General features: G+C 67.5%; 19 protein-coding genes. 16 read left to right on the forward strand and 3 right to left on the reverse strand.

The features are described from left to right. Nucleotides 1-4 precede the first annotated feature (4 nt). Complete coding sequence (gene recJ / locus AC6CH2_RS01785; RefSeq protein ID WP_498267668.1) at nucleotides 5-1,729, forward strand: single-stranded-DNA-specific exonuclease RecJ; 1,725 nt, start codon at nucleotides 5-7, stop codon at nucleotides 1,727-1,729. 81 nt (nucleotides 1,730-1,810) lie between these two features. Here the strand turns inward: recJ and AC6CH2_RS01790 are convergent, their stop codons facing one another. Beyond that, nucleotides 1,811-2,791 (reverse strand): siroheme synthase, encoded by a 981-nt coding sequence (locus tag AC6CH2_RS01790; protein WP_498267669.1) that lies wholly within the window; start codon nucleotides 2,789-2,791, stop codon nucleotides 1,811-1,813. Between the two features lie 86 nt (nucleotides 2,792-2,877). Between AC6CH2_RS01790 and AC6CH2_RS01795 the strand changes: the two genes are divergently transcribed. Together AC6CH2_RS01795 and AC6CH2_RS01800 are read left to right on the forward strand one after the other, a co-directional pair. Further along, on the forward strand, nucleotides 2,878-3,453 hold the full coding sequence (locus AC6CH2_RS01795) for an ANTAR domain-containing response regulator (RefSeq protein ID WP_498267670.1): 576 nt from the start codon (nucleotides 2,878-2,880) through the stop codon (nucleotides 3,451-3,453). Between the two features lie 7 nt (nucleotides 3,454-3,460). Then, nucleotides 3,461-4,537 (forward strand): CmpA/NrtA family ABC transporter substrate-binding protein, encoded by a 1,077-nt coding sequence (locus tag AC6CH2_RS01800; RefSeq protein WP_498267671.1) that lies wholly within the window; start codon nucleotides 3,461-3,463, stop codon nucleotides 4,535-4,537. A 1,077-nt stretch (nucleotides 4,538-5,614) separates the two neighbouring features. Here AC6CH2_RS01800 and AC6CH2_RS01805 read toward each other — a convergent pair. Both AC6CH2_RS01805 and AC6CH2_RS01810 read right to left on the reverse strand, forming a co-directional pair. Then, nucleotides 5,615-6,088, reverse strand: coding sequence for a YehS family protein (locus AC6CH2_RS01805; RefSeq protein ID WP_435393662.1), 474 nt, complete (start codon nucleotides 6,086-6,088; stop codon nucleotides 5,615-5,617). A gap of 236 nt (nucleotides 6,089-6,324) precedes the next feature. Continuing rightward, on the reverse strand, nucleotides 6,325-7,086 hold the full coding sequence (locus tag AC6CH2_RS01810) for a glutathione S-transferase (RefSeq protein WP_498267672.1): 762 nt from the start codon (nucleotides 7,084-7,086) through the stop codon (nucleotides 6,325-6,327). A gap of 294 nt (nucleotides 7,087-7,380) precedes the next feature. Here AC6CH2_RS01810 and AC6CH2_RS01815 point away from each other — a divergent pair, with 294 nt between their 5' ends. From AC6CH2_RS01815 to AC6CH2_RS01875, 13 genes are all read left to right on the forward strand, one after another. Further along, nucleotides 7,381-7,767, forward strand: coding sequence for a hypothetical protein (locus tag AC6CH2_RS01815; RefSeq protein WP_498267673.1), 387 nt, complete (start codon nucleotides 7,381-7,383; stop codon nucleotides 7,765-7,767). A gap of 102 nt (nucleotides 7,768-7,869) precedes the next feature. Continuing rightward, nucleotides 7,870-8,475 (forward strand): hypothetical protein, encoded by a 606-nt coding sequence (locus tag AC6CH2_RS01820; RefSeq protein ID WP_498267674.1) that lies wholly within the window; start codon nucleotides 7,870-7,872, stop codon nucleotides 8,473-8,475. A gap of 47 nt (nucleotides 8,476-8,522) precedes the next feature. Further along, nucleotides 8,523-9,119, forward strand: a complete 597-nt coding sequence (locus AC6CH2_RS01825) for a hypothetical protein (RefSeq protein WP_498267675.1) — start codon at nucleotides 8,523-8,525, stop codon at nucleotides 9,117-9,119. 645 nt (nucleotides 9,120-9,764) lie between these two features. Continuing rightward, nucleotides 9,765-9,932 carry a hypothetical protein gene (locus AC6CH2_RS01830; protein ID WP_498267676.1) on the forward strand — a complete coding sequence of 56 codons (168 nt, stop codon included), beginning with the start codon at nucleotides 9,765-9,767 and terminating at the stop codon, nucleotides 9,930-9,932. Between the two features lie 1,124 nt (nucleotides 9,933-11,056). Beyond that, on the forward strand, nucleotides 11,057-12,226 hold the full coding sequence (locus AC6CH2_RS01835; RefSeq protein ID WP_498268187.1) for a nitrate/nitrite transporter: 1,170 nt from the start codon (nucleotides 11,057-11,059) through the stop codon (nucleotides 12,224-12,226). Between the two features lie 20 nt (nucleotides 12,227-12,246). Beyond that, the gene (nirB, locus tag AC6CH2_RS01840) at nucleotides 12,247-14,700 is read left to right on the forward strand and encodes a nitrite reductase large subunit NirB (protein ID WP_498267677.1); all 2,454 of its coding nucleotides are present in this window, start codon (nucleotides 12,247-12,249) and stop codon (nucleotides 14,698-14,700) included. Further along, the gene (nirD, locus tag AC6CH2_RS01845) at nucleotides 14,697-15,047 is read left to right on the forward strand and encodes a nitrite reductase small subunit NirD (protein ID WP_498268188.1); all 351 of its coding nucleotides are present in this window, start codon (nucleotides 14,697-14,699) and stop codon (nucleotides 15,045-15,047) included. The genes nirB and nirD overlap by 4 nt, the downstream gene beginning before the upstream one ends. Further along, nucleotides 15,047-17,866, forward strand: coding sequence for a nitrate reductase (locus tag AC6CH2_RS01850; protein ID WP_498267678.1), 2,820 nt, complete (start codon nucleotides 15,047-15,049; stop codon nucleotides 17,864-17,866). The genes nirD and AC6CH2_RS01850 overlap by 1 nt, the downstream gene beginning before the upstream one ends. Nucleotides 17,867-17,945: 79 nt before the next feature. Next, a complete protein-coding gene (gene cobA / locus AC6CH2_RS01855) occupies nucleotides 17,946-18,704 on the forward strand; it encodes a uroporphyrinogen-III C-methyltransferase (protein ID WP_498268189.1) in 759 nt (252 codons plus the stop codon). 229 nt (nucleotides 18,705-18,933) lie between these two features. Continuing rightward, nucleotides 18,934-20,106 (forward strand): Tle-like phospholipase domain-containing protein, encoded by a 1,173-nt coding sequence (locus AC6CH2_RS01860; protein ID WP_498267679.1) that lies wholly within the window; start codon nucleotides 18,934-18,936, stop codon nucleotides 20,104-20,106. Between the two features lie 236 nt (nucleotides 20,107-20,342). Beyond that, nucleotides 20,343-21,383, forward strand: a complete 1,041-nt coding sequence (locus AC6CH2_RS01865; RefSeq protein WP_498267680.1) for a glycosylasparaginase — start codon at nucleotides 20,343-20,345, stop codon at nucleotides 21,381-21,383. Nucleotides 21,384-21,391: 8 nt separating this feature from the next. Next, the gene (locus AC6CH2_RS01870; RefSeq protein WP_498268190.1) at nucleotides 21,392-22,120 is read left to right on the forward strand and encodes a copper homeostasis protein CutC; all 729 of its coding nucleotides are present in this window, start codon (nucleotides 21,392-21,394) and stop codon (nucleotides 22,118-22,120) included. Nucleotides 22,121-23,259: 1,139 nt separating this feature from the next. Beyond that, nucleotides 23,260-26,160 (forward strand): TonB-dependent receptor plug domain-containing protein, encoded by a 2,901-nt coding sequence (locus AC6CH2_RS01875; protein ID WP_498267681.1) that lies wholly within the window; start codon nucleotides 23,260-23,262, stop codon nucleotides 26,158-26,160. The last annotated feature ends 82 nt before the right edge of the window (nucleotides 26,161-26,242 follow it).

A 26,242-nucleotide genomic window follows, 5' to 3' on the forward strand; every position in this document is an offset into this window, starting at 1 on the left:
CACGATGAAACCCGTCGCACGCCTGCGTCGCCGCGCACCGGCCGAAACCGGACAGTGGCCGGATGCGGTTCCGCCGTTGCTGCGCCGGGTCTATGCCGCGCGCGGCGCGACCTGCGTCGAACAGGCGCAACCGCGGCTGACCCAGTTGCTGCCGCCGGACGGCATGCTCGGCCTCGATGCGGCGACCGCGTTGCTCGCCGATGCCATCGCCGCAGGCCGCCACATCGTCGTGGTCGGCGATTTCGATTGCGACGGCGCCACCGCCTGCGCGGTCGGCGTGCGCGGCCTGCGCATGCTCGGTGCGCAACGCGTGTCGCATGCGGTGCCGAATCGCATCGTCCACGGCTACGGCCTGTCGCCGGCCTTGGTCGACGAACTCGCCGCGCTGCAACCCGATCTGCTCGTCACCGTCGACCACGGCATCGCCTGCCACGCCGGCATCGCCGCAGCGCGCGGCCGCGGCTGGAAAGTGCTGGTCACCGATCACCATCTGCCCGGCGAACACTTGCCCGCGGCCGATGCGATCGTCGACCCGAACCAGCCCGGCGATGCGTTCCCGAGCAAGATGCTGGCCGGCGTCGGGGTGATGTTCTACGTGCTGCTGGCCTTGCGCCGGCGCCTGCGCGACGCCGGCGCCTTCGGCGACGGCAACGGTCCCGATCTCAGCGTGCTGCTCGACCTGGTCGCGGTCGGCACGGTCGCCGACCTGGTGCCGCTCGACGCCAATAACCGCGCCCTGGTCGCCGCCGGCCTGCGTCGCTTGCGCGCCGGGCAAGGCTGCGCCGGCCTGCGCGCGCTGATCGAAGTCTCGCAGCGCGACTACCGCCGGCTCACCGCCTCCGACATCGGCTACGCCCTGGCGCCGCGCCTCAACGCCGCCGGCCGTCTCGAAGACATGGCACTCGGCATCGAATGTCTGTTGACCGAAAACGCCGCACAGGCGCGCGACATCGCCTCCACCCTCAACGAGATCAACGCCGAGCGCCGCGCGGTGCAGCAACAGATGACCGACGAGGCCGAGCTCGCCTTCGCCCGCGTCGCCATCGACGCTGCGGCGATGCCGATGGCGCTGTGCCTGTTCGACGGCGATTGGCATCCCGGCGTGGTCGGGCTGGTCGCCTCGAAGATGAAGGAGCGCCTGCATCGGCCGGTGATCGCATTCGCGCCGGCCGAGCCGGGCAGCGACCACCTGCGCGGTTCGGCGCGTTCGATCCCCGGCTTCCATATCCGCGACGCCCTGGCCGACGTCGCCGCGCAACACCCGGACCTGATCGAACGCTTCGGCGGGCATGCGATGGCCGCCGGCCTGTCGTTGCGCCTGGACGCGTTCGAAGCCTTCCGCGAAGCCTTCGAGGCTTGCGCCCGCCGCATTCTGACCCCGGAGCTGCTGCAGGCCGACGTGCTCAGCGACGGCGAACTCGAAATCGGCGAATTCGACCGCGCGCACGCAGAATCGCTGCGCGACGGCGGCCCCTGGGGCCAAGGCTTTCCCGAGCCGACCTTCGATCTGGCCTTCGAGGTGCTCAGCTTCCGCGTCCTCGGCGAAAAGCACCTGAAGCTGGTGCTGCGCCTGGAGGGCAGGGCGGAGCCACTGAATGCCATCCATTTCAACGGATGGGACGGCGTGCCTCCGCCGAAGCACGTCCTGGCGGCCTTCAAGCTGGAACCGGACGACTACCGCGGCGGGGACGCGATCCAGCTCAACGTCGTCTACCGAGAGTCGCTCTGAGACGCGGGTCGAACCGGCGCCGCCCGCCCGCGCGGGACACCGATCCTCTGCGGTCGCCCAGGCACCGCATGCGCTCGGGTACTACCCGGCCAACCCCGCGATCACTTCATGCGCGAGCCCCTGTCCGGTGAGTCGCTTAGCCAACGCATCGCCGGGCGCACTGCGGTAGGCATCGCCGGGTTGCAGGCAGACCACGCAGTCGCCGGCTTCGAGGTGATCGAGTATCGAACGCCATTGCGCATCCGCATCGCCCGGCAGCGGCCGGCGGGGTGCATCGCGCCGCGCCAGCATCAGCACCGCTGGCGCGACGGCGGGGCCGTACAACAGCACATCGGCCTGGTTGAGCGCGCGCGGCGCGCGCAAGGTCAGTTGCCCGACGTCGCCGCTGCCGGTGCCGACCAGCAAGGCCACGCCGCTGCGCGCGACCGCGTCGCTGTGCTCCAGAGCCGACCGGAATGCCTGCTCGGCCTGCGTGCTTTCGCCGCGTTCGAGCAGGCCCGGCACCGGGCCGTCCAGCACCTGGTCGAACCAGCGCCGTCGCTGCGCGAGGTGCGGCAGCGCCCAGCGGATCGCGTCGCGATGGCGTTCGAACAGGCCGGCGAGTGCGCCGAGCGAGGGATCGAGCTGCGACTCCAGCCGTTCGCGCAGGCGCCGGGCCAGCATCGGCGCGGCGCCGCCGGAGGAAATCGCGACCTGCAGCGGCGCGCGGTCGACCAGGGCCGGGATCTGGAAGCTCGACAGGGTGGCGTCGTCGACGATATTGGCCAGGCGCTTGCGCCGGCCGGCCTCGTCGGCGAGGCGTTGGTTGAAGGCGTGGTCGTCGGTGGCCGCGACCAGCAGCCAGGCCTGGTCGATCCAGTCCGGGTCGAAATCGCCCTCGCGCCGGCTCAGCCGGCCCTCGCCGAGCCATTGCCGCAGAGTTTCGTTGAGCACATGGGCGTGCACTTCGACCCGCGCCCCGGCCTGCAGCAAGGCCTCGATCTTGCGGGTGGCGACCTCGCCGCCGCCGATCACCAGGACCTCGCGGCCGGACAGATTGGCGAACAGGGGAAACAGCGCCATGCGGGTTCCTGGGGCGGCGGGGGGTGGCTCGCGGCGGCTCATGTTGCATGGCAACATGGGGTCGGACTCCGCCAGCCAGGGCTGCAATGCTACGCGTCCTCTTGGTCACCGACACCGACAAGCCGATCGGCCAGCTGCGCAACGCGCTGCTCGCGGCCGGCCACGAGGTGCTGGACGAAGTGGCCGCCACCGGCGCCCTGTTGCGGGCGGTGGAAACCCAGCAGCCGGACGTGGTGATCGTCGATGTCGACTCGCCCTCGCGCGATTCGCTGGAGCAATTGGCGATGCTGCACCAGCACGCGCCGCGGCCGGTGGTGATGTTCTCCGCCGACGGCGACCACCAGTTGATCCGCGCCGCGGTCGGCGCCGGCGTCACCGCCTACGTCGTCGACGGGCTGGCGCCGGAACGGCTGGCCTCGATCATCCAGGTGGCGCTGGCGCGCTTCGAGCAGCAATTGCATATCCGCCGCCGGCTCGACGACGTCCAGCAGCAATTGTTCGACCGCAAACTGATCGACCGCGCCAAGGGCCTGCTGATGGAAAAGCGCGGCATGAGCGAAAGCGAGGCCTACGCCGCGCTGCGCCAGCAGGCGATGCGGCAGGGCGCCAAGCTGGTCGACGTGGCGCGCCAGATCATCGCCATGGCCGACCTGATCGGATGAGGGCCGCATGACCATCGACCACGAACTGCCGACCTTGACCCTGGGCTATATGCCGCTGATCGATAGCGCGCCGCTGATCGCGGCGGTGCGGTTGGGCCTGGACCGCCGCCACGGTTTGCGCCTGGAGCTGCGGCGGCAGGCGTCGTGGGCGGCGGTCCGCGACAAGCTGCTGTCCGGCGAACTCGACGCCGCGCATGCCCTGGCCGGGCTGGTCTACGGCATCGACGCCGGCATCGCCGGGCCGCAGGCGGACTTGGCGATCCTGCTAACCTTGAACCAGAACGGCCAGGCCATCACCTTGTCGCCGCCGTTAGCGCAGGGCCTCGCCGAAGGCCGGCCGCTGCGCGAACTGTTGGCCGGTCTGCCGAGGCGGCCGGTGTTCGCCCAGACCTTTCCGACCGGCACCCACGCGATGTGGCTGTATTACTGGCTCGCCGCGCAGGGAGTGAACCCGGTCGAGGACATCCGCAGCCTGAGCCTGCCGCCGCCGCAGATGCCGGCCGCGCTCGCCGCCGGCGAACTCGACGGCTACTGCGCCGGCGAACCCTGGGCGAGCCAGGCCGAAGCGCGCGGCGCCGGCCGGGTGGCGATCCGCAGCGGGCGGCTATGGCCGGGGCATCCGGAGAAAGTGTTGGCGTGCCGGCGCGAATTCGCCGCCCTGCAGCCGGAACTCGCGCTGGCCCTGACCGCGACCCTGCTCGACGCCTGCCGCTGGCTCGACGAGGCCGAGCATCGGCGCGAGGCGGTGGCCTGGCTGGCCCGGCCGGAAGTGATCGACCTGCCGGCGGCCTCGATCGAAGCCGGCTTGCTGCCGGGCGGCGCCATCGACACCCGCGACGGCGGCCTGCGTTTCCACGATGAGGGCCGGGTCAACTTTCCCTGGCTGTCCGATGGGCGCTGGTTCCTGCAGCAGTTCCGCCGCTGGGGCTGGCTGGCGCCGGCGCAGCCGGGCGGAGACGCGACCCGGCTCGGCAATATCCATCGCCTGGACACCTATCGCGAGGCGGCGCAGCGCTTGAACGTCGCGGTGCCGGCCGTCGACAGCCGCCGCAGTCTGCTGTTCGATGGAACGGTGTGGGAATGACGAAGAGAGGCAATCGGCTCCCAGTGGGAGCGGGCGTGAGCCGGGAGCGCCATGTCCGGATCGTTGCGTCGTCATCGGATGTGCTCCTGTAGGAGCGACGTAAGTCGCGACCGCGGGACGCGCAGAGACGTCGAGGCCGCCGTCATTCGTCGAAGCGACGTGCTCTGGCAGGGTAGGAGCGGCGCAAGCCGCGACCGTCATGTAGCAATCTAGCTTCGTCTTTGGGTGTATCCCCGGTAGGAGCGACGTGAGTCGCGACCGCGGGACGCGCAGAGACGGCGAGGCCGCCGTCATTCGTCGAAGCGACGTGCTCTGGCGGGGTAGGAGCGGCGCAAGCCGCGACCGCCATGTCCCAATGTCGCGTCGTCTTCAGGTGTGCTCCTGTAGGAGCGACGTGAGTCGCGACCGCGAACGCGCAGAGATGACGGGGCCGTCGCCGTTCGCCGAGGCGGCGTGCTCGCGCCAGGGTAGGAGCGGCGCGAGCCGCGACTGCGTCGTTACGGTCTTGCGGCGCCTCTTTCGTCTAATCGATCCAGATCAAGATCAAGATCAAACCCAAAGCTTCCGCCACTAAATCGGCGGGTTACTTTCTTTTGTCTAAAGCAACAAAAGAAAGGTAACCAAAGAAAAATTCTTTGTTTTGAATCAAGGGCCCGCGCGAGCGATGCCGACGCGGTGATTTTTCATACGGGACCTCCCTGTCCCGATGAAAAACGGCGCGCATCCCTGCGCGCCGCCCTTTGGGTCTTCTTCTGCCTTCGCGAGTGCCAAGCTGCGCACAGCCACAGCCACAGCCACAGCCACAGCCATAGCCATAGCCACAGCCATAGCCACAGCCACAGCCACAGCCACAGCCACAGCCACAGCTACGGCTACGGCTAAAGGCAATCGTTGCCGGTTCGCGGTTGCTCTTGGGTAGGAGCGGCGCAAGCGCGACCGCGAACCTGCGGCTGGTGACGCGGGTGAAGGGGGTTGCGTGGTCGCGGCTTGCGCCGCTCCCACCCCGCGATGGATGACGGCCTGGATCGGCGTCGCCGGCTCCGTCGCGTTTGCCGCTTAGTCGCGAAAGGCGCGGCCTCAGCCGCCGCCGCGCACGCGCAGGGTCAGGCCCTTGAGGAAGTTGCGCAGCAGCTGATCGCCGCACAGGCGGAAATTCTTGTGGTCGGCCTGGCGGAACAAGGCGGTCAGTTCCGGCTTCGAGATGGGGAAGCCAGCGTCCTGGAAGGCCTGATGCATGTCGACGTCCTTCAACTCGAAGGCGACGCGCAGCTTCTTCAACACCACGTTGTTGGTGACGCGCTTTTCCACCGGGCGCTGCGGCTGGCTTTCGTCGCGGCCGCGATAGTGGAACACCAGGCCGTCGAGAAAATGCGCGAGCACCAGATTGCTGCACTCGGCATAGCCTTCCTCGTCCTCCTTCTTCAGGAACGCCTGGATGTCGGCCTTTTCCAGGGGCAGGTTCGGGTCGGCCAGCTTGGCGATCTCGACGACCTTGAGGTCGCTGAGGTCGAGCATGTAGCGGATGCTGCGCAATACGTCGTTGTTGATCATCGGTATTCCATGGCGCCACGCCTGTTGCTACCGAGGCGGGGCGGGATCGAGTTCGGGTTCTTTCGTCGTGCCGGCGACGCCGGCGCGAGGCCGGGCAGGCCGCGGGAAAGTGGTGGGGTGGACCATTTTGGCATCCCTGGCCGCGCAGGGGTGAACGGGTCGTGTCGGGGCGGCCCGTCCCATAACGGCCTCCAGGCCGGAGCCGCGTCGGCACGCGACGACGCGCGCACGGACGGTCAGGCCGTAATCGGTGACAACTGCGAATAGCTCGTGGCCGGCGAGCGCGCCAGAGACGCTCGCCAATCCAGCAGATCGCCGAATTCCCGCGCGAGTTGCGGGTCGCTCCAGCATTGGCGATGGGCCGGGCCGAGCGGTGGCTCGGCCCGGGCGAGGGGATCGATGCCTTCGAGTACCACCGCCATGACGATGTCGGCATAGCCGAAACGCTCGAACAGATAGCCGCAGTCGGAACGAGCCAGGCCGTCGCGCAATCGCTCCAGGGCGCGACGCAGCGAGCCCGGCACGAGCAGGTGCTGGTACTTGCGATCGAGTCGGCGCGCGGCATCGCGGGCGACGAAACGCAGCGGCCGATGCAGCGGCGCCGGCAGCAGGCCGGTCAGGGCTTCATCGAGGGCCGTCGGGCTGGCGAGCACCCCGCGCACCACGCGCGTGCGGATTTCGGCGAGCGCGGCTTCGCTGAGTTCGTTCCAGGCCGCAATCGCGGCGAAATCGCCGAGGCGGCCGTCGCCGGCGTGGGCATCGGCATGGCGGGCGATGGCCCAGGAGCCGCGCACGACCTGCACCGGCGTCAGCAGCACCGGCACCGAGACCGCGCCCGACCATTGCCGCATCCGCCAGCGCAGCCAGGGTTCGCTGAGGGTCGGGGTGTACTCGCGGTAGGCGAAGGGCAGGCCGCAATACTCCAGCGCCCAGCGCGCCTTCTGGGTCCACGGCGAGAACGACTCGCCGACCAAGAGCGCTGCAGGGCCTGGCTTCATGCGTTTTCTCCTGGCTGGATGGACTTGTCCGAACGACACCCTGAGCGATGGCTGGCGGCCGGGCGATTGGATACAGTAAGGCCCGGACCGGCCGAGTATGCCGCGCCTGGCGGGAGTGCAGTCGGCCAGGACGCCGGTCGGCCACTGGCTGCCGAAGCAGCGGACGTTCTCGTTCGACACGTCGTAATACAAGGCAGGCGCATGAGTCGGATTGCGATCACCCGAGGCAAGTACATGAGATACGTCCTGGCGCTATTTGTCCTGCTGTTCACCTGCGCAGCTTGGGCTACGTCCGTGCCCCCGAAGCCCCTCGAAGAGATGGTCAGGCACGCCGATCATGTCGTGGTCGCGACCATCGAGTCGGTGGACATGGTCGACGGACGCGGCAAGCCGATCGCCGACCCGAGGGCGCGCACCGGTCCAGGGTTAAAAAACCAGATGCGCTTCAATCTGCGGGTGAAGGAGCTGCTGTTCACGCGTTCGCCGATGCTGCCGCCGACCTTGCGCGTGCCGCTGTGGACGGCCTGGCATTACCGACTGGGCAGCATGCAGGAGCAGGTGACGGGTTCGACCGGCATCTTCCTGCTCAAGGGCGACGACTACCAACCGGTGTACCCGGCTTATTTTCAGCGCGCCCTGGAGGAACGCGAGGACATCGAGCGCCTGCTGCGGTCCCGGTAGGTCGACTCGGCCGGCACTGGCCTAGCCGTTTTGCCATTAATGGCCCTGTCTCGCCCTGCGCGGTGCTTGCTACTTTCACCGCAGGCTCAGGAGGACAGTCGGATGAAGCGAATCGGTTACGCGCTCGGCGCCGCGATATGGATGGCGGCCTTGGCCATGGCCCCGACGGCGATGGCGACGCAGGACACCCCCAAGACGATGAAGCCGGCGGATCTGTCCGGTCTGCGCGACTTCGATTTCTTGAACGGTCATTGGAAGACCAAGCACCGCCGTCTCAAGCAGCGCTTCGTCGGCAGCAGCGAATGGATCGAGTTCGACGGCAGCTTCAGCCAGCGTCCGCTGATGGACGGCTGGGCCAACACCGGCGACAACCTCTTCAACATGCCCGGCGGCAACTATCGCGGCGTCAGCCTGCGCGCCTACGACCCCCTGACCGGGCAGTGGACGGTGTGGTGGCTCGACGGGCGCAACCCGGGCGACGACCTCAGCCCGCCGAACAAGGGGCGCTTCGAGGGCGGCCTGGGGCGGTTCTTCGCCAAGGACACGATGCAGGGCAAACCGGTGCTGGTGAGGGTGACCTGGTCGCAGCCCAGCCCGGACGCGCCGCGTTGGGAGCAGGCGTTCTCGATCGACGACGGCAAGACCTGGGAACTCAACTGGGTCACCGATTTCATCCGCGTCGACGCCAAGACCGCCGCCGCCGACTGAGCCGGCGCGACCATCGCCGTATTTGTTTTCAACCGATGAATGTATCCATGACAGACTCGACCGATTCGATCGATCGCCGCCGACTGCTGCAACTGTCGCTGGCGGCGCTGCCTGCACTGATTTTGCCCGGCCATGCCACCGCCGCCGAAGCAACGAAGACCGGCGAGGCTCGCGCCGGCGCCGAGCGCGACTTCGATTTCTTTCTCGGCCGCTGGGACGTCAAGCATCGCCGCCTGAAACAGCGGTTGGTGGGCAATGACGACTGGGAAGAATTCGACGGCACCACCCACTGCCAATCCCTGCTCGGCGGTGTCGCCAACCTCAACGACAGCGTGTCCTACCGTGCCGGCGGCGTATATCGCGGCATGGGCCTGCGCGCGTTCGACGCCAAGACCCAGACCTGGGCCGACTGGTGGCTCGACGGCCGCAACCCGGTGAAGATCGACACGCCCGGCGTCGGACGGTTCGAAGGCCGCGTCGGTACCTTCTTCTCCGACGACCACCACGACGGCAAGCCGGTGCGGGTACGCGGGATATTCACCCATGTCAGCGACAGCCGCATGCAATGGGAGCAGGCATTCTCGCCCGATGGCGGAAAGACCTGGGAAACCAATTGGGTGATGCGCTATACCCGGACCGGGTGAGGGCAGGGGCGAATCCTTCTCGTCTGCGATCGAGACCAGGCGTTCAACGAATATTGCGGAAGCCGCGCCGATTTTCTGGCGCGGCTTTGTCGTTCGTGCGGCCGTCGCTTGCGCGTGCGTGCGCCTTATGACAAGCGCGAGGCAGCGAGTAGCCGCCGTTTCGGGCGATACGCACGAGCCGTATGTAGTCGGGGCCGTGAAGTCGTAGCGCCTCTGCGTTCGCGTCAGCAGACACGAAGATGGTCTGCTTGGCACATCTATGTGTGCCGAAGTTCACGAGGACGTGCTGCTTTAATGTGCCAACTTTACTAGAGTCGATATTTTCATAAGCGAATTGCGGAATACGTCACGTTTTATTTGTAAGCTGCGTTCGAGGCCTCGCAGTGCAGCCAGGTGTGCGAAGTCGGGCAAGGGCATCAGGAAGGTGCCAGCCGTCGGAGGTATCGCTTGCGCAGGTTTCGGCCTGCGAGTCGGCGACGTGCTCTACCGGCCTGCGAATGGAATCGCGACCAGTCAATCGAGCAACAAATGCTCCGCCAGCGGAAGGTTCGCATGAGTATTCAAGTCGTCGGTCGTAGAACAGCGACACCGGTTGCATCCGGAATCGCACAAGCCCAGCCCGAAGCGGACGCGCCGAGCACCAAAGTGATACACAGCACTCTGTTCTCCGGGCTGGGCGTGGGCACTCAAGTGACCTTGATCGTGCACAGCGAAACCCTGAGCGATCAGCACGTCTCCATGCTGCACGACCGCTGTCTGAAAGCGCTGGAGCGCGCGACCCGGCTGGTGTGCGAGGAAGTCGCGGCGGCTTGAGGGCTGTCGCGCAGTGAATGCGCTCCGGAGATATGTGATGGGCGACGGATTGCCGCTGTAAAGGCCAGCGGTCGTAGTCGCCGTCGCCTCTTTTGTTGCTTTAGACAAAAGAAAGTAACCCGCCGCTTTAGTGGCGGAAGCTTTGGGTTTGATCTTGATCTGGATCTATTGAACGAGAGAGACGCCGCAATACCGCTACAGCGATGTCGCGGCTTGCGCCGCTCCTACCCTGGCGAAAACTTGCCGCTTCGACGGATGACGACGGCCTTGTTATTTCTGCGAGTCCCGCGGTCGCGACTCACGTCGCTCCTACAAAGGTAGCCTCAGCGACGTAGCCTCAGCGACGCAACGCCGCCAATCTATCCCTGTAGGAGCGGCGTGAGCCGCGACCACGGTCTGACGGCCTCGCGGCGTATCCTTAAATCAAGGGCAAAGCTTCCGTCCGCTGACGTGGCCGGGTTACTTTCGTTTGCTGGCCCAAAAGAAAGATAACCAAAGAACAAAGGCCTTCCTTGCAAGGGCACAAGCCCGCGCGTTCGATGCCGACCCAGGGATGCTCCAGACAGGCCATCCATGGCCTGCTTGCGCACGGCCCGCATCCTTGCGCGCCGCCCTACGGGTCTGCTTTTGACCGGTAGAGCCACAGCAACAGCAAGGAAAGGCCGGCCCTAAGCCGTAGCCACGACCAAGATCGCAGCACGCGTTGATCATGCAGAAGCTCACACTTCGATGCTGCGTTGCACAAACATGGTGCAAGCCCGCCCGATTTTGGAGCGCGGCCTCGCGCAGATACCGGATCTGCATTCGCGTCGCGCGCCCAAGTGACTGAATTCGCGACGAACCGCCATCGCGCGGCTCATCGCGGAAAGTTGGCACGGCTATTGCGTAGCCTTGCTTGCGGGTGCAACGGCGCATCCGCGACAACCTGATTCCGGCAGACGGGCCAACGGCGGCCCGGTCGGTCGAAGACAACGGCGTCTTTCCGGTGCGAACCGGGAAGGCGCCGTTTTCGTTTCTCCCCCTCACGGCCGCTGCGGGACGCCTGGATCGGGCGTCCGCCGCGGCCCCGTTCGGAGATTGCGCGGATGGATCGATCCTTCTGGCGGGCCGGGCATACGCCCACGCTGTTGTCGGCTTTTCTATATTTCGATCTGAGTTTCATGGTCTGGTACCTGCTCGGGCCGATGCAGGTGCAAATCGCCCAGGCGCTGCATCTGGATACCCAGCAACGCGCCTTGATGGTGGCCGCGCCGATCCTGTGCGGCGCGGTGTTGCGCCTGTTCCTGGGGATGTTCGCCGACCGCGTCGGCGCCAAGCGCGCCGGCCTGATCGCGCAGGCAGTGGTGATCGCGGCCTTGCTGGCGGCATGGGGGCTCGGCGTCGACAGTTTCATTCAGACCTTGCTGCTCGGCCTGATGCTCGGCGTCGCCGGGGCCTCGTTCGCGGTCGCCTTGCCGTTGGCCTCGCGCTGGTATCCACCCGAGCACCAGGGCACGGCGATGGGCATCGCCGGCGCCGGCAATTCGGGCACGGTGCTCGCGGCTTTGTTCGCCCCGGCGCTGGCGGCGGCGTTCGGCTATCAGAACGTGTTCGGCCTGGCCTGCATCCCGCTGGTGTTGGTGCTTGTGGTGTTCGCGCTCTGTGCCAAGGACGCGCCGGTCGAGACGCAGCGCAGGCACTGGGCCGATTACGGCCGGGTGTTGGTCGGCAACCGCGACTCGTGGTGGTTCATGCTGTTCTACGCGATCACCTTCGGCGGCTTCGCCGGTTTCGCCAGCGCCTTGCCCGGGTACTTCCACGATCAGTTCGGTTTCGAGCCGCAGATCGCCGGCTGGGCGACCGCGGCCTGCGTACTCGCCGGCTCGGTGATGCGGCCGCTCGGCGGCGCGATCGCCGACCGGGTCGGCGGCACCCGTACCTTGCTCGCGGTGTATCTCGCGGTCGCGACCCTGATCGCAGTGGCCGCGGTCGGCCTCGGCGGGCCGGTCGCGACGGTGGCCTTGTTCGTGCTCACCCTGCTATGCCTCGGCGCCGGCAACGGCGCGGTGTTCCAACTGGTGCCGCAGCGCTTCGGCGCCGACATCGGCCTCATGACCGGCCTGATCGGCATGGCCGGCGGCATCGGGGGCTTTTTGCTCGCGGCCGGCATGGGTGTGTTGAAGCAGCACACCGGCAGCTATGCGCTGGGCTTGTGGCTGTTCGCCGGCTGCGCGGCGCTGGCCTGGGGCTTGTTGGCGAGCCTGCGCCATCAGTGGCGCCACCGTTGGGCGGCGCTCAGCGCCGCGCGCGTCTGACCCGGCCGAGGAGCGAACTCATGAAGAAACCCAGATTGGTGGTGGTGGGCAACGGCATGGCCGGCGCGCGCACGCTCGAAGAGCTGTTGAAGCTGGTCCCGGACAGGTACGACATCACCGTGTTCGGCGCCGAGCCGCATCCGAACTACAACCGCATCCTGTTGTCGCCGGTGCTGGCCGGCGAACAGGCTTTCGACGACATCGTGCTGAATTCGCTGGCGTGGTACGCCGAGCACGGCATCCGCCTGCATCTGGGCAAGGAAGTCACCCGCATCGATCGGGTGCGACGGCGGGTGATCGCCGCCGACGGCACCGAGGCCGAGTACGATCGCCTGCTTCTCGCCACCGGTTCGCTGCCGATCGTGCTGCCGGTACCGGGCAAGGACCTGAAGGGCGTGATCGGTTATCGCGACATCCACGACACCCAGGCGATGATCGACACCGCCAAGGTCAAGCGGCATGCGGTAGTGATCGGCGGAGGCCTGCTCGGGCTGGAAGCGGCCAACGGCCTCAAGCAACGCGGCATGGAGGTGACGGTGGTGCACCTGGCCGGCTGGCTGCTCGAACGTCAGCTCGACCCGGCCGCCGGGCGGTTGCTGGAGAAGTCGCTGACCGAGCGCGGCCTGAAGTTCCGCCTCAACACCTCGACCCAGGAACTGCTCGGCAACGCGCAGGGCGAGGTGACGGCGGTGCGCTTTTCCGACGGCAGCGAGGAGCCGGCCGACCTGGTGGTGATGGCGGTCGGCATCCGTCCGAACATCCAGCTGGCGCAGGCCGCCGGCATCCATTGCGCGCGCGGCATCGTGGTCGACGACTCGCTGCAGACCTTCGATCCGCGCGTGTATGCGGTGGGCGAATGCGTCAGCCATCGCGGCATCGCCTATGGCCTGGTCGCGCCCCTGTTCGAACAGGCCAAGGTCTGCGCCAATCACCTGGCCAACTACGGCATCGGCATCTACAGCGGCTCGGTGGCCTCGACCAAGCTCAAGGTCACCGGCATCGACCTGTTCTCGGCCGGCAACTTCATGGGCGGCGACGGCAGCGAGGAGATCGTCCTGTCCGACCCGGCCGGCGGCGTCTACAAGAAGCTGGTGATCAAGGACGACCGCCTGATCGGCGCCTGCCTGTACGGCGACACCAACGACGGCGGTTGGTACTTCAAGCTGCTCAAGGACGGCAGCCGCATCGACGACCGCCGCGACCAGCTGATGTTCGGCGAGAAGGCGCTCGGCGATTCCGGCACCGCCGGGCAGAACCGGGCCAGCGCGATGAACGACCGCGACGAGGTCTGCGGCTGCAACGGCGTGTGCAAGGGCACCATCGTCAAGGCGATCAACGAGCAAGGCCTGTTCACCGTCGACGAGGTCAAGAAGCAGACCAAGGCGGCGAGTTCCTGCGGCTCCTGCACCGGCCTGGTCGAGCAGATCCTGATGAACTGCCTGGGCTCGAATTTCCAGGAAACGCCGAAGACCAAGGCGGTCTGCGCCTGCACCGACCACAGCCACGGGGACGTGCGCAAGGCGATCCGGGAGCATCGCTTGTTCACCCATGCCGCGGCCTATGCCTTCCTGGAATGGCGCACGCCGAACGGCTGCGCGACCTGCCGGCCGGCGATCAACTATTACCTGCTCTCGACCTGGCCGCGCGAAGCGGTCGACGACCCGCAGTCGCGCTTCATCAACGAACGCGCCCACGCCAACATCCAGAAGGACGGCACTTTCTCGGTGATCCCGCAGATGAAGGGCGGGGTGACCAACGCCGGCGAACTGCGCCGCATCGCCGACGTCGCCGACAAGTACGCGGTGCCGATGCTCAAGGTCACCGGCGGCCAGCGCATCGACCTGCTGGGCATCAAAAAAGAAGACCTGGTCGATGTCTGGAGAGACCTCGGCATGAACTCGGGCCACGCCTACGGCAAGTCGATCCGCACGGTGAAGACCTGCGTCGGCAGCGAGTTCTGCCGCTTCGGCACCCAGAACAGCACCCGGATGGGGATCGAGCTGGAAACCATGCTGGCCAACATGTGGAGCCCGCACAAGGTCAAGCTGGCGGTGTCGGGCTGTCCGCGCAACTGCGCTGAGTCCGGGATCAAGGACGTCGGCATCATCGCGGTGGATTCGGGCTGGGAAATCCATATCGGCGGCAACGGCGGCATCAAGACCGAGGTCGCGCGGTTCCTGGTCAAGGTCAGGACCAGCGAGGAGGTGCGCGAATACACCGGCGCCTTCCTGCAGTTGTACCGCGAAGAGGCCTATTACCTCGACCGCACTGTGCACTACATCGCCCGGGTCGGCATGGACTACATCGTCGAGCGCGTGGTCGATGACGCGGGCAATCGCAAGGCCTTGTTCGAGCGCCTGCTGTATGCGCTGGAAGGCTTGCCCGACCCCTGGGCGACGCGCATCGCCGCGACGCGGCCGCGCGAGTTCGAGCCGCTGCGCATCGCCGCCACCCTCGTCGACGCGGAGGCCTGAGCATGGAGACCACTGCCTCCTGGTTGCGGGTGTGCCGGCTCGACGACATCCCGGTGCTGGGCGCGCGCGTGCTGCAAAGAGAAGGCGGCGACGACATCGCCCTGTTCCGCACCGCCGGCGACCGCGTGTTCGCGATGGTCGACCGCTGCCCGCACAAGGGCGGGCCTTTATCGCAGGGCATCGTCGCCGGCGACAGCGTCACCTGTCCGCTGCACGGTTGGAACATCGCCCTGGCCAGCGGCGAAGCCTGCGCGCCCGATGTGGGTTGCGCGCGCAAGTTCCCGGTACGCATCGACGGCGACGACGTCTGGCTGGCGCTCGGCGACGCGGCGGCGGGGGGCGGCTGATGGACGAGCCGGCGCTGCGCGAGGAGATCGAAACCACGCCGGCACCGGCAGCGCCGTTGCGGCGCAGCCGCACGCGCTCGGTGTGTTGTTATTGCGGGGTGGGCTGCGGGGTATTGATCGACGCCGAACACGACGCCGACGGCAGCCGCATCGTCGGCATCGAAGGCGACCCCGAGCATCCGGCCAACCACGGCCGTCTGTGCACCAAGGGCCGCAGCCTGCCGCAGACCGCGAGCAGTCTGAGCGGGCGCCTGTTGATGCCGGAATTGCGGCATCTGCGCCAGGAGCCGCGCCGCCCGGTCGACTGGGCGCTGGCGCTGGACACGGTGGCCGATCGCCTGGCCGGCATCGTCCAGCAGCACGGGCCCGATGCGGTCGCGTTCTATATCTCCGGGCAGTTGCTGACCGAGGATTACTACGTCTTCAACAAGCTCGCCAAGGGGCTGCTCGGCACCAACAACATCGACACCAACTCCCGCCTGTGCATGTCGAGCGCGGTCGCCGGTTACAAGCTGGCGCTCGGCGCGGACGGCCCGCCGACCTGCTACGAAGACCTGGAACTGGCCAAGACCGTGCTGTTCGCCGGCAGCAATATGGCTTATGCGCATCCGGTGCTGTTCCGACGGCTGGAAGCGGCGCGCGAACGCGACCCCGAGGTGCGTTGGGTCGTGATCGATCCGCGCCGCACCGACACCGCGGCGATGGCCGATTTGCATCTGCAGATCCAGCCCGGCACCGACGTGGCGCTGCTCAACGGCATGCTGCACCACTTGATTTGGGAAGGGCGGGTCGATGCCGCGTTCATCGCCGAACACACCGACGGCTATGCCGAACTCAAGCAACTGCTGCGCGACTACACCCCGCGCATGGCCGCGGAGTTGTGCGGCATCCCGGTCGCCGACCTGATCCAGGCGGCGGAGTGGTTCGGCCGCGAGGCCGCGGCCTTGTCGCTGTACTGCATGGGCCTGAACCAATCGGCGCACGGCACCGACAAGAACTTGGCGCTGATCCATCTGCACCTGGCCACCGGCCAGATCGGCAAGCCCGGCGCGGGGCCGTTTTCGTTGACCGGCCAACCCAATGCGATGGGCGGGCGCGAGGTCGGCGGCATGGCGACCATGCTCGCCGCACACCGCGAGATCGGCCACGCCGGCGACCGCGCCGAACTCGAAGCGCTGTGGGGGCTGCCCGCGCACAGCCTGTCGGCCACGCCCGGCTTGTCCGCGGTGGCCTTGTTCGAAGGCTTGCGCAGCGGACGGGTCAAGGCGGTGTGGATCGCCTGCACCAATCCCGTGCATTCCATGCCCGACATCGGCCGGGTGCGCGCAGCGCTGCAACAGGCCGAGTACGTGATCGTGCAGGAGGCGTTCCGCAACACCGATACCGTGCCCTATGCCGACGTGTTGCTGCCGGCGGCGAGCTGGGGCGAGAAGGACGGCACGATGACCAACTCCGAACGGCGCATTTCGCGGGTGCGGGCGGCGGTGCCGGCGCCGGGGCAAGCCAAGCCGGACTGGTGGATCGCCAACGAGGTGGCGCGGCGCCTGGAAGCGCGCTTGGGCCCGCCGGGGGCCGCGCCCTTGTTCGACTTCAAACAACCGGCGCAGATCTTCGACGAGCATCGCCGCCTTACCGTCGGCCGCGACCACGACATCGGCGGGCTCGACTACGCGCGCCTGGAGGCGCAGGGGCCGCAGCAATGGCCGTTGCCGGCCGGCGCCGCACAGGGGCAGGCGCGCCGTTACGCCGACGCAGTGTTCGCCACCGCCGACGGCCGTGCGCGGTTTCATGCCACGCCGTACCGGCCGGTGGCCGAAGCGACTTCGGCACGCTTCCCGCTGCGCCTGCTGACCGGCCGCCTGCGCGATCAATGGCACGGCATGTCCCGCAGCGGGCGGGTGCCGGCCGCGTTCGCGCACAGTCCGGAACCGGGGCTGCGCATGCAGCCGCAGGACGCGGCGCGGCGCGGACTCGCGCAGGGCGATCTGGTCAAAGTCGTCGGCAAGCGCGGCGAACTGGTGCTGCCCTTGGAACTGTCCGACGACGTCGCGTCCGGCACCGTGTTCGCGGCGATGCATTGGAGCGGGCAGTTCCTGTCCAGCGGCGGCATCAACGAAGTCAGCCAGCCGGCGGTGGATGCGCGTTCGCTGCAGCCCGAGCTCAAGCATGCGGCGGTGCGGGTCGAGAAGGCCGAGTTCGGCTGGCACCTGCTCGCGGCGCGGCGCGGCGACCCACTGAGCCTGCAAATCGCGGTGCAACCGCTGCTCAAGGACTGCGGTTTCGCTGCGCTCACCCTGAGCGCCGATGGCCCGGCCGACAGGCGCGATGGCGAGGGCATTGAGCGTCCGGCCTGGCTGGTGCTGCGCGCCGCGTGCGAAAGCGCTCCACCGCCCGAATGGTTGGACGCTCTGAGCGATGCACTGCAATTGCACGCCGGCCGCGACACCTTGGAGTACCGCGATGCGCGCCGCGGTCTGTTGAGGCGGGTGTCGTGGCGTGCCGGCTGCGCGGACAACCGCATCGACGCTCTGCTGTTGACCGATGCGCAGCGCCATGGCGCGGGCGAGAGTCTGCTCGATGCGGCCCTATCCGGGCGTGCCTGGAGCGGCTCCCGCCTGGCGGTGTTCGCGCAATCCGGCGGCTGCGCGCGCGACGCGGTGGTGTGCAACTGTCTGCAGATCCGCGAATCGAGCATCCGCGCAGAGATCGCGCGCGGCGCCGATCTGGCCGTACTCAAACAGCGCCTGGGCTGCGGCACGGTCTGCGGCTCCTGCGGGCCGCAACTGAACCAGCTGTGTCGCCTCGCGTCGCAGGCGTGATCACGAATCCCCGGGTCATCAATACGGAGTCAACATGGATCGCATCGTTTCCGACTCGTTCCGCCGCGCGCCCAGCGAAGTGGTGTTGCTGTCGGCCGGGCCCGGCGACCTGGAGCTGTTGACGATCAAGGCAGTGAAAGCGCTGGCCGCCGCCGAGGTCGTGCTGCTCGACGAGCTGGTCGATCCGGGCATCGTCGAACTGGCGCCGTCGGCGCGGGTGATCCGGGTCGGCAAGCGGGGCGGTTGCCGCTCGACGCCGCAGGCCTTCATTTGCCGGTTGATGCGGCGTTATGCGCTGCAGGGGCAGCGGGTGGTGCGGGTCAAGGGCGGCGACGCGCTGTTGTTCGGCCGCGCCGGCGAGGAGATCGATTTCCTGCGCCGCGCCGGCATCGAGGTGTGCATCGTCAACGGCATCAGCGCAGGCTTCGCCGCCGCGGCGAGCCTGGGCGCGTCCTTGACCCATCGCGATCACTGCCATGGCATCACCTTAGTCACCGCGCATACCCACGATCACGGCGAGCCGGATTGGGGCGCACTCGCGGCGACCGGCACCACCCTGGCGATCTACATGGGCATGAGCCGCATCGCCGCGATCGCGGACGGGTTGCTGCGGTACCTGCCGGCGCAGACACCGGCTGCGATCGTGCAGGGCGCAAGCCAAGCCGGCGAAACCCGTTTGTTGACGACGTTGCAGCGATTGGCCGGCGACGCCGCGGGCATGCGCATAAGCCTGGGCAGCGGACGGCCGGGCGTGATCCTGGTCGGTGCCGCGCTGGCCCAAGCGGTTGTCGAAGCGCCCGGTACGAGGGCGAACGCCGGCCAAGTCGGTCTGCCCTGAACGACCGAGTCGACCGCGGGCATCTCCGCCGCCTCCGTCGAGACCGCGGCTTGCGCGGGGAGCCCTTCGCGCGGCGTTCGGCCGCGAGTGTGACCTCGGTCCGCCTGGATGACCGCTGCGCCGGTTACTTTGCGTAGCACTGCAGGTGCTCGGCAAGCCCGGGCATCGCGCCTGGCGTGCCCACGGCATGCGCAAACAGACGACCGCGCCATTTCTCAGGAGACCTTCCATGTCGACTCCCGATCCCACCGGCTCCGGTTCTTCGCCCGGGTTTCTCAGCAGTTTCTTCAGCCGCTTCCAACGCAACGCGCAGCCTCCGCCGTTGCAACCCGAGCCGGTTCCGCAACGGCCCAAACTCGATCCGACCAGCGCCGCAGCGATCATGCAGGACGGTTACCAGCCCAAGAGCACCGGCAAGACCGGCGAATGGGAGCGTGTCGACGACGAGACGCTGAAGAAACTCAATTTGGATCCGGAAAAATTCCACGGCAATCCCAGCGGGATGCACGCGACCTTGTATCGCAAGCCCGGCACCGCAACCGAATCGGAAGGCTATGTACTGGATTACCGCGGCACGGCGAAACTCGGCGACTGGTCGGCGAATTTCCGCCAGGCGCTCGGCCTGAAGAGCGAGCAACACGAGCAGTCGATGGTGCTCGGCAAGGAAGTCAGCGCCGCACTCGGCCCGAGCCTGGTCGGGGTGACCGGCCATTCCAAGGGAGGCGGCCAGGCCTTGCTGGTCTCGCATGCGATCGGCGTCGATTGCGTCACCGCGAACCCGGCTTGGCCGAGCCCGGGCACGCTCAAGAGCTACGGCTTCAACCCCGATAACTTTCACAACGGCAAGAGCGGCCCTTCGGTGACCAATCTGGTGGTCGACGGCGAGCCTTTGCAGAGCCTGCAGAACACCGGCGTGGTGCCGTTGGTGGCGCCGAAGCAGAACCTGGAGCTGCAGGGGCCGAGGTTCGAGTTCAAGCCGCAGCAACACAGCGGTCTGCGCGGTTACGAACCCGGCGACGATCCCGACCTCGACGTGGCGCGTCCCATGTTCGAAGCCATGGACGGGGGCAAGCATTTGCTCAAGCTGCACGGCATCGGCACGGTGCGCGAAGCGCTGCAAAATCGCGACGTCGCCGATCTGGCCGGCGTCGCCCAGAAAGGCGGGCTGTCGAAGGTCGATCACATCGTGCCGGAGACGGACGGCGGCAAGGGCCATTTTCTGGTCGAGGGCAAGCTCGGCGATCCCAGCGCGAAGTACGCCAAGGTCGAGGGCGCTTTGCCGAGCGGCATCCCAGGCCAGCAGTTGATCCAGAACATCAACCAGCACGAAGCGCTGAATCGCCAGCAGACTCCGCAGGGCGGCGAGCAGGCGCCGACCCAGACCAACCCGCGCCATATCTGAAAGCGCATCGCACCCGGGCGCTCTCGGAGTGGCGGACCGAGCCGCGTCGCCGGTTCGGTTCGCGCGGCGCGGCAGGACGGTCGGCGAATCCCGATGCCCTGGGGGCAATTGCGCGGAATTACGCAATGCGTAATCCGGTTTAGAGGCGTCCGGCCGGAGCGGCAAGGTTGCGCGGCCCGGCAACGGCGGCTAGCGTGTCGGCGATCCGCGCCGCGCGCGCCCGCATCGAAACCGCAATGACTTCACGCCGACATTTCCTGCACAGCTCCCTGCTGGCCGCCTCCAGCGTCGCCTTGCCGTCGCTGGCCGCGCCGACGTCCGCGGCCGCCAAGACCGACGCGGCCCCCAAGACGGCGGCTGGCGCGCGGGTAGTGTCGACCTGGGATTTCGGGGTAGGCGCCAACCAGGCGGCGTGGCCGGTGCTCGCCGGCGGCGGCTCCGCGCTCGATGCGGTCGAGGCCGGCGCACGCTGGGCCGAATCCGAGTTGTGCAACAACACCGTCGGCCGCTGCGGAAACCCCGACCGCGACGGCGTGCTGACCCTGGACGCCAGCATCATGGACGGCGACGGCCGTTGCGGCGCGGTCGCCGCGCTCGAGGACATCGCCCATCCGGTCAGCGTCGCGCGCCGGGTCATGGAGCGCACGCCGCACGTGTTGTTGGTCGGCGCCGGCGCCCAGCAGTTCGCCATCGAGCAAGGCTTCCCGAAACAGGTGCTGTTGACCGACAAGGCCCGTGCGGCCTGGCAGGAATGGCGCAAGACTTCGAAGTACGAGCCGAAGATCAACGCCGAGCGCCTCGACAACGCCAAGCCCGGCGACAGCAGCAACCACGACACCCTCGGCATCCTCGCCATCGACGCCGCCGGCAAGCTCGCCGGCGCCTGCACCACCAGCGGCATGGCCTGGAAGTTGCACGGACGGGTCGGCGACAGTCCGATCGTCGGCGCCGGCCTGTACGTCGACAACGAAGTCGGCGCCGCGACCGCGTCCGGCGTCGGCGAAGAAATGCTGCGCAATGCCGCGAGCTTCCTGGTGGTCGAGCTGATGCGCCAGGGCCGCAGCCCGGACGAGGCCTGCCGCGAAGCGATCGACCGGCTGGTGCGCAAGCGTCCGCAGGCGAGCAAGACCCTGCAGGTCTGTTTCCTGGCGATCAACAAGCACGGCGAGGTCGGCGCGCATGCGCTGCATCGCGGCTTCGTCTATGCGGTCTGCGATGCCGGCAAGCGCGACGCCTTGCTCGACTCGCGTTCGGTCTACACGACCGAACAGACGTGACCGCCGCTATGAGCCGGCGCAGCCTGGAGATCTCGGCGAATTCGCTCGGTTCCGCGCTCGCCGCGCAAGCCGGCGGCGCCGACCGGGTCGAACTGTGCGAAAACCTGGGGGAAGGCGGCACCACACCGTCCTACGGCACCCTGGCGGTCGCCCGCGAGCGTCTGCGCATTCCTTTGTACGTACTGATCCGCCCGCGCGGCGGCGACTTCCTCTACGGCGAATCCGAGCTCGCAGTGATGCGCGCCGACATCGAAGCCTGCGTCCGGCTCGGATGCGACGGCGTCGTGATCGGCGCGCTCGACGCCGACGGCGAGGTCGACAAAGCGCTGTGCCGCGAGTTGGTCGCCGCGGCCGGCCCGCTCGGTGTGACCTTTCATCGCGCCTTCGACGCCGCACGCGACCAGGGCCGGGCGCTGGAGGCGGCGATCGCCCTGGGCTGCGAACGGATCCTGACCTCGGGCGCCGCCGCCGATGCTTGGACCGGTGCCGACCGCATCGCCGCACTGGCGGCGCAGGCGGCCGGGCGCATCAGCCTGATGGCCGGCGCCGGCGTCACCCCGCAGAACATCCTGGCCTTGGCCGAACGTGCCGGTGTCGACGAGCTGCACGCCTCGGGCAAGACACCGAAACGCTCGGCGATGCGCTATCGCAACGGAGCGTTGGCCGGGTTGGCGGTGGATTGGGAACAGAGCGACGAAGAAAGGGTGCGGGAGTTGGTGGGCGCATTGCGGGGATAGCGGGGTATCGGTTTGGCGGTTGGCTCGTGTAGTTGCCGCGCTTTTGCAGGAGCGGCGTAAGCCCCGACTACGCAACCCCGATCGCCCGCGCCGGCGGCCGCAGATTCGCGGTCGCGGCTCGCGCCGCTCCTACCCCGGCGAAAGTTCGCCGCTTCGATGGGCGACCTCGGCCTTGGCGTGCCAGCGCGTCGGTGGTCGCGGCTTACGCCGCTCCTACAGGGGATGGCGCCGCGCTGTCGGATTTCCATTGCTGGCTTTGGCTTTGGCTTTGGCTTTGGCTTTCGCTGTTGCTGTGCGTCGCCGAGCGCTCGCGAAGTTCATCGAAGACCCGGAGGGCGGCGCGCAGGGATGCGCGCCGTTTTTCATCGGGACAGGGAGGTCCCGTATGAAAAATCCCTGCGTCGGCATCGCTCGTGCGGGCTTGTGATTCAAAACAAAAGCATTTTTCTTTGGTTAGCTTTCTTTTGTTGCTTTAGACAAAAGAAAGTAACCCGCCGCTTTAGTGGCGGAAGCTTTGGGTTTGATCTTGATCTTGATCTTGATCTCGTTCGAATGAGCGATGCGCCGCGAGATCGGCACAGCGATGTCGCGGCTCGCGCCGCTCCTACCCCGGCGAAAGTGCGCCGCTTCGGTGGATGACCTCGGCCTTGGCGTGCCAGCGCGTCCCGTGGTCGCGACTTAGGTCGCGCCTACAGGGGGACGAGGCCTCGCCGCCAGGGGTTGACCGTCGACCGGAGCAGGGGACCCAATCCAACAGGCCGACCGGTTCGCGCAGCGAGCGCAAGCGGCGAGGAGTCGGTGGGGGGCCGACTCAAAAATCGATCCTGGCAGGCCAAGCCGTCTCGGCCTTCGCGCCTGTCGCCAGACTCGGCAAAACAATCACTTACGGCGCAGGGGAGGTCGAGGGGGCCTCCGCGGGCGTCCGTGTGCGCTCCCTAGCACACCCTCATTGCTGCGCCGCGTCATGCATCGCGGTCCCAGGTTGTGGTTAATTTAGATCGATCCAATTTGGGGGTTGGGTATGCCGGGAGGACCTTTCGAGGTTCGCCGGGCAGTTTACTTAGATCGAGAGAAAAGCCTTTAGAGACCAGGGAGCGGTCGCCATTGCAGTCCACTTTTTCTTGGGGAGCACCGCGAAGATGAGCCATTCCACCCTGCGACGCAGCGCACTGACCGGTGCTTTGTTGTCGATCCTGTTCGCGCCCGCCATGGCGCAGGCGCAGTCCGCCGAGACCCCGGCCGATCAGGCCAGCGCGGGCGCCGACGAGAGCAGCCGGGCGAACAAGCCAACCGAAATCGACAAGGTCACCGTCACCGGCTCGCGCATCAAGCGCAGCGAGATCGAAGGACCGGCGCCGGTTTTCACCATCACCGCCGCGCAGATCGAGAAGGAAGGTTTCAACACCGTCTACGACGCGCTGACCACCCTGACCGAAGCCATGGGCACGGTCGAGTCGGACATCGCCTGGGGCCAGCACACGGTCAACGCCAGCCCGCTCAACCTGCGCAACATGGGCCCGGGCCGCAGCCTGCTGCTGATCAACGGCCGCCGCGTCGTCGACTACCCGCTGCCGTACCAGGGCAAGAGCAACTTCGCCAACTTCAACAACATCCCGACCGCGATCGTCGAGCGCATCGAGGTGCTCGCCAGCGGCGCCTCGGCGATCTACGGCTCCGACGCGGTCGCGGGCGTGATCAACGTGATCCTCAAGAAGGAATTCCAGGGCGACCAGGTCAAGATCCGCGGCGGCACCTCGACCCGCGGCGGCCGCGATTCGATGGACCTGTCCTGGGCCGGCGGCCGCAGCGGCGACAACTGGAACGTGACTTACGCGCTGCAGTGGTTCCACCGCGAAGCGCTGCCGGCGGGCGAGCGTCCGTTCATGGATTCGGACTTCGACGCACCGGCCACCTCGCTCAACCCGCAGGACCGCAAGGTCGGCATCCTGCCGTCGGTCGGCATCCGCATGTTCAACGCCGACACCGGCCGCCGCATGGCGCCGCCGCCCGGCGCCTGCGATCAGTTCAACGGCGAGTTCTTCCTGCAGAACCGCCGCACCTACAACCGCAACGCCAATACCATCAGCGACACCGGCTGGCAGTGCGGCCAGAGCGCGGTGTTCCAGCACTGGACCCTGCGCAACGGCAGCGACGACCGCTCCGGCTACCTGTACGGCAATTACGACTTCGCCAACGGCATGCAGGGCTGGGTCACCGCTGGCGTGTGGAGTTCGCGCGGCACCAACATGACCTTCATGCCGGCGTGGAGCTCGAACGGGACCTATTTCGACCGGGGCGTCGGCGCGAACCTGGACCTGGTGCGTTACTTCACCCCGCAGGAAATCGGCGGCGCCAAGAGCGGCTATACCCGTTCCGACGAACTGTCCTGGGACCTGTCGGCCGGCCTGCGCGGCCAGTTCGGCGATCGTTTCGACTGGGACTTCAGCATCGGCCGCGCCGAATACACCGTGGACGAGAAGTTCCCGACCGTGTTGCTGGCCGAAGCCGACCGTTACTTCCTCGGCGCCAACCGCGACCGCGTCGACACCAATCGCCTGTGGAACCCGATCTCGCCGCAGGATTACGCCTCGATCACCACCCGCGGCAAGAACCGCGCCGAATCCTGGCTGACCTCGGCCAACTTCATCGTCAGCGGCGACCTGTTCGAAGGCTGGGCCGGCCCGATCGGCTTCGCCGCGCAGCTCGAAGCGGCCAAGCAGGGCTATAGCCTGGCGCCGGATCCGAACACCATCGGCGACAACCGCAAGTACGAGCAGACCGCCAACCTCGACCTCGGTTCGGGCACCCGCAACCACTACGCCGCCGGCGTCGAGTTCAAGATTCCGCTGCTGGAATCGCTGACCGCATCGGTGGCCGGGCGCTACGACAAGTACGACGCCGTGTCCGGCGACGCCGCTTCGACCTACAACGCCGGCCTGGAATGGCGCCCCTTCAGCAACCTGTTGGTGCGCGGCACCTATGCGACCAGCTTCCGTGCGCCGGACATGCACTTCGTCTACGCCACGCCGAGCACCTCGGTCGCCGACCAGACCGATTACCTGAACTGCCTGCGCGCGGGCCAGCAGGGCAATTGCACCTGGGACGCGGGCTTCAAGGTCGAGGACGCGAACATCGCCCGCCAGGGCACGCCGAACCTCAACTACGAAACCGGTAATTCCTGGACCGCAGGGTTCGTCTGGGACATCACCGACGGCCTGTCGGTGTCGACCGACTATTGGCGCATCGAACTGGAAGACGAGATCGACGACGTCGGCGCCAACGACGTGCTGCTCGACGAGGCCTACTGCCTGACCGGCAAGACCCCGACCGGCGAGCCGCGCATCAGCGCGCCGAGCGCGGACCGCTGCAAGCTGCAGATCGGCCGCGTCACCCGCGCCGCCGATCCGGACGGCGCCGGCCCGCTGCTGGGCCAGGTCACCGACATCCGCACCGGCCCGGTCAACCGCGCCGCGCGCAACGTCGAAGGCGTGGACGCCTCGCTGAAGTACCGCTTCGCCACCGAGCGCTGGGGCGATTTCAGCCTGGGCCTGAACTACACCAACCTGCTCAAGCTCGAGACCCGCACCGACGCCAGCGAAGAAATGCAGGACAAGCGCAACGACGAGCCGCGCAGCAAGTTCCGCGGCAGCGTCAACTGGCAGCGCGAGAAGTGGAACGCGACCGTCTACGCCGACCGCGTCGGCAGCGTGCCGAGCGTGCGCTTCAACGGCTGCCTGCCGTTCTCCGACGGCTACGTGCCCAACTCCGACAACTGCGTCGACAACGACTCGGCCAGCCCGACCTACGGCCAGGCGACCAAGAAGTACTACGGCCGCGTCGGACCGGCGATCACCTGGAACCTCAGCGCGGGCTACCAGATCACCGAGAAGGCCAAGGTCAACTTCTACGTCAGCAACATCTTCGACGAAGTCAACGAAGACAAGGACCCGTACAAGAAGGACTTCGCCTTCATCGCCGACCGCATCTTCAGCCCGGTCGGCCGCGAGGTCGCGATCGAGTACGTGCTGGACTTCAACTAAGGCAGGCCAATCCGTTGCGGCGGCGCCAGCGCTGCCGCAACGGCATCCCCCAACACCACAGGCAGGGCAAGGCAACGATGAC

Source organism: Lysobacter sp. GQ73 (assembly GCF_059758755.1).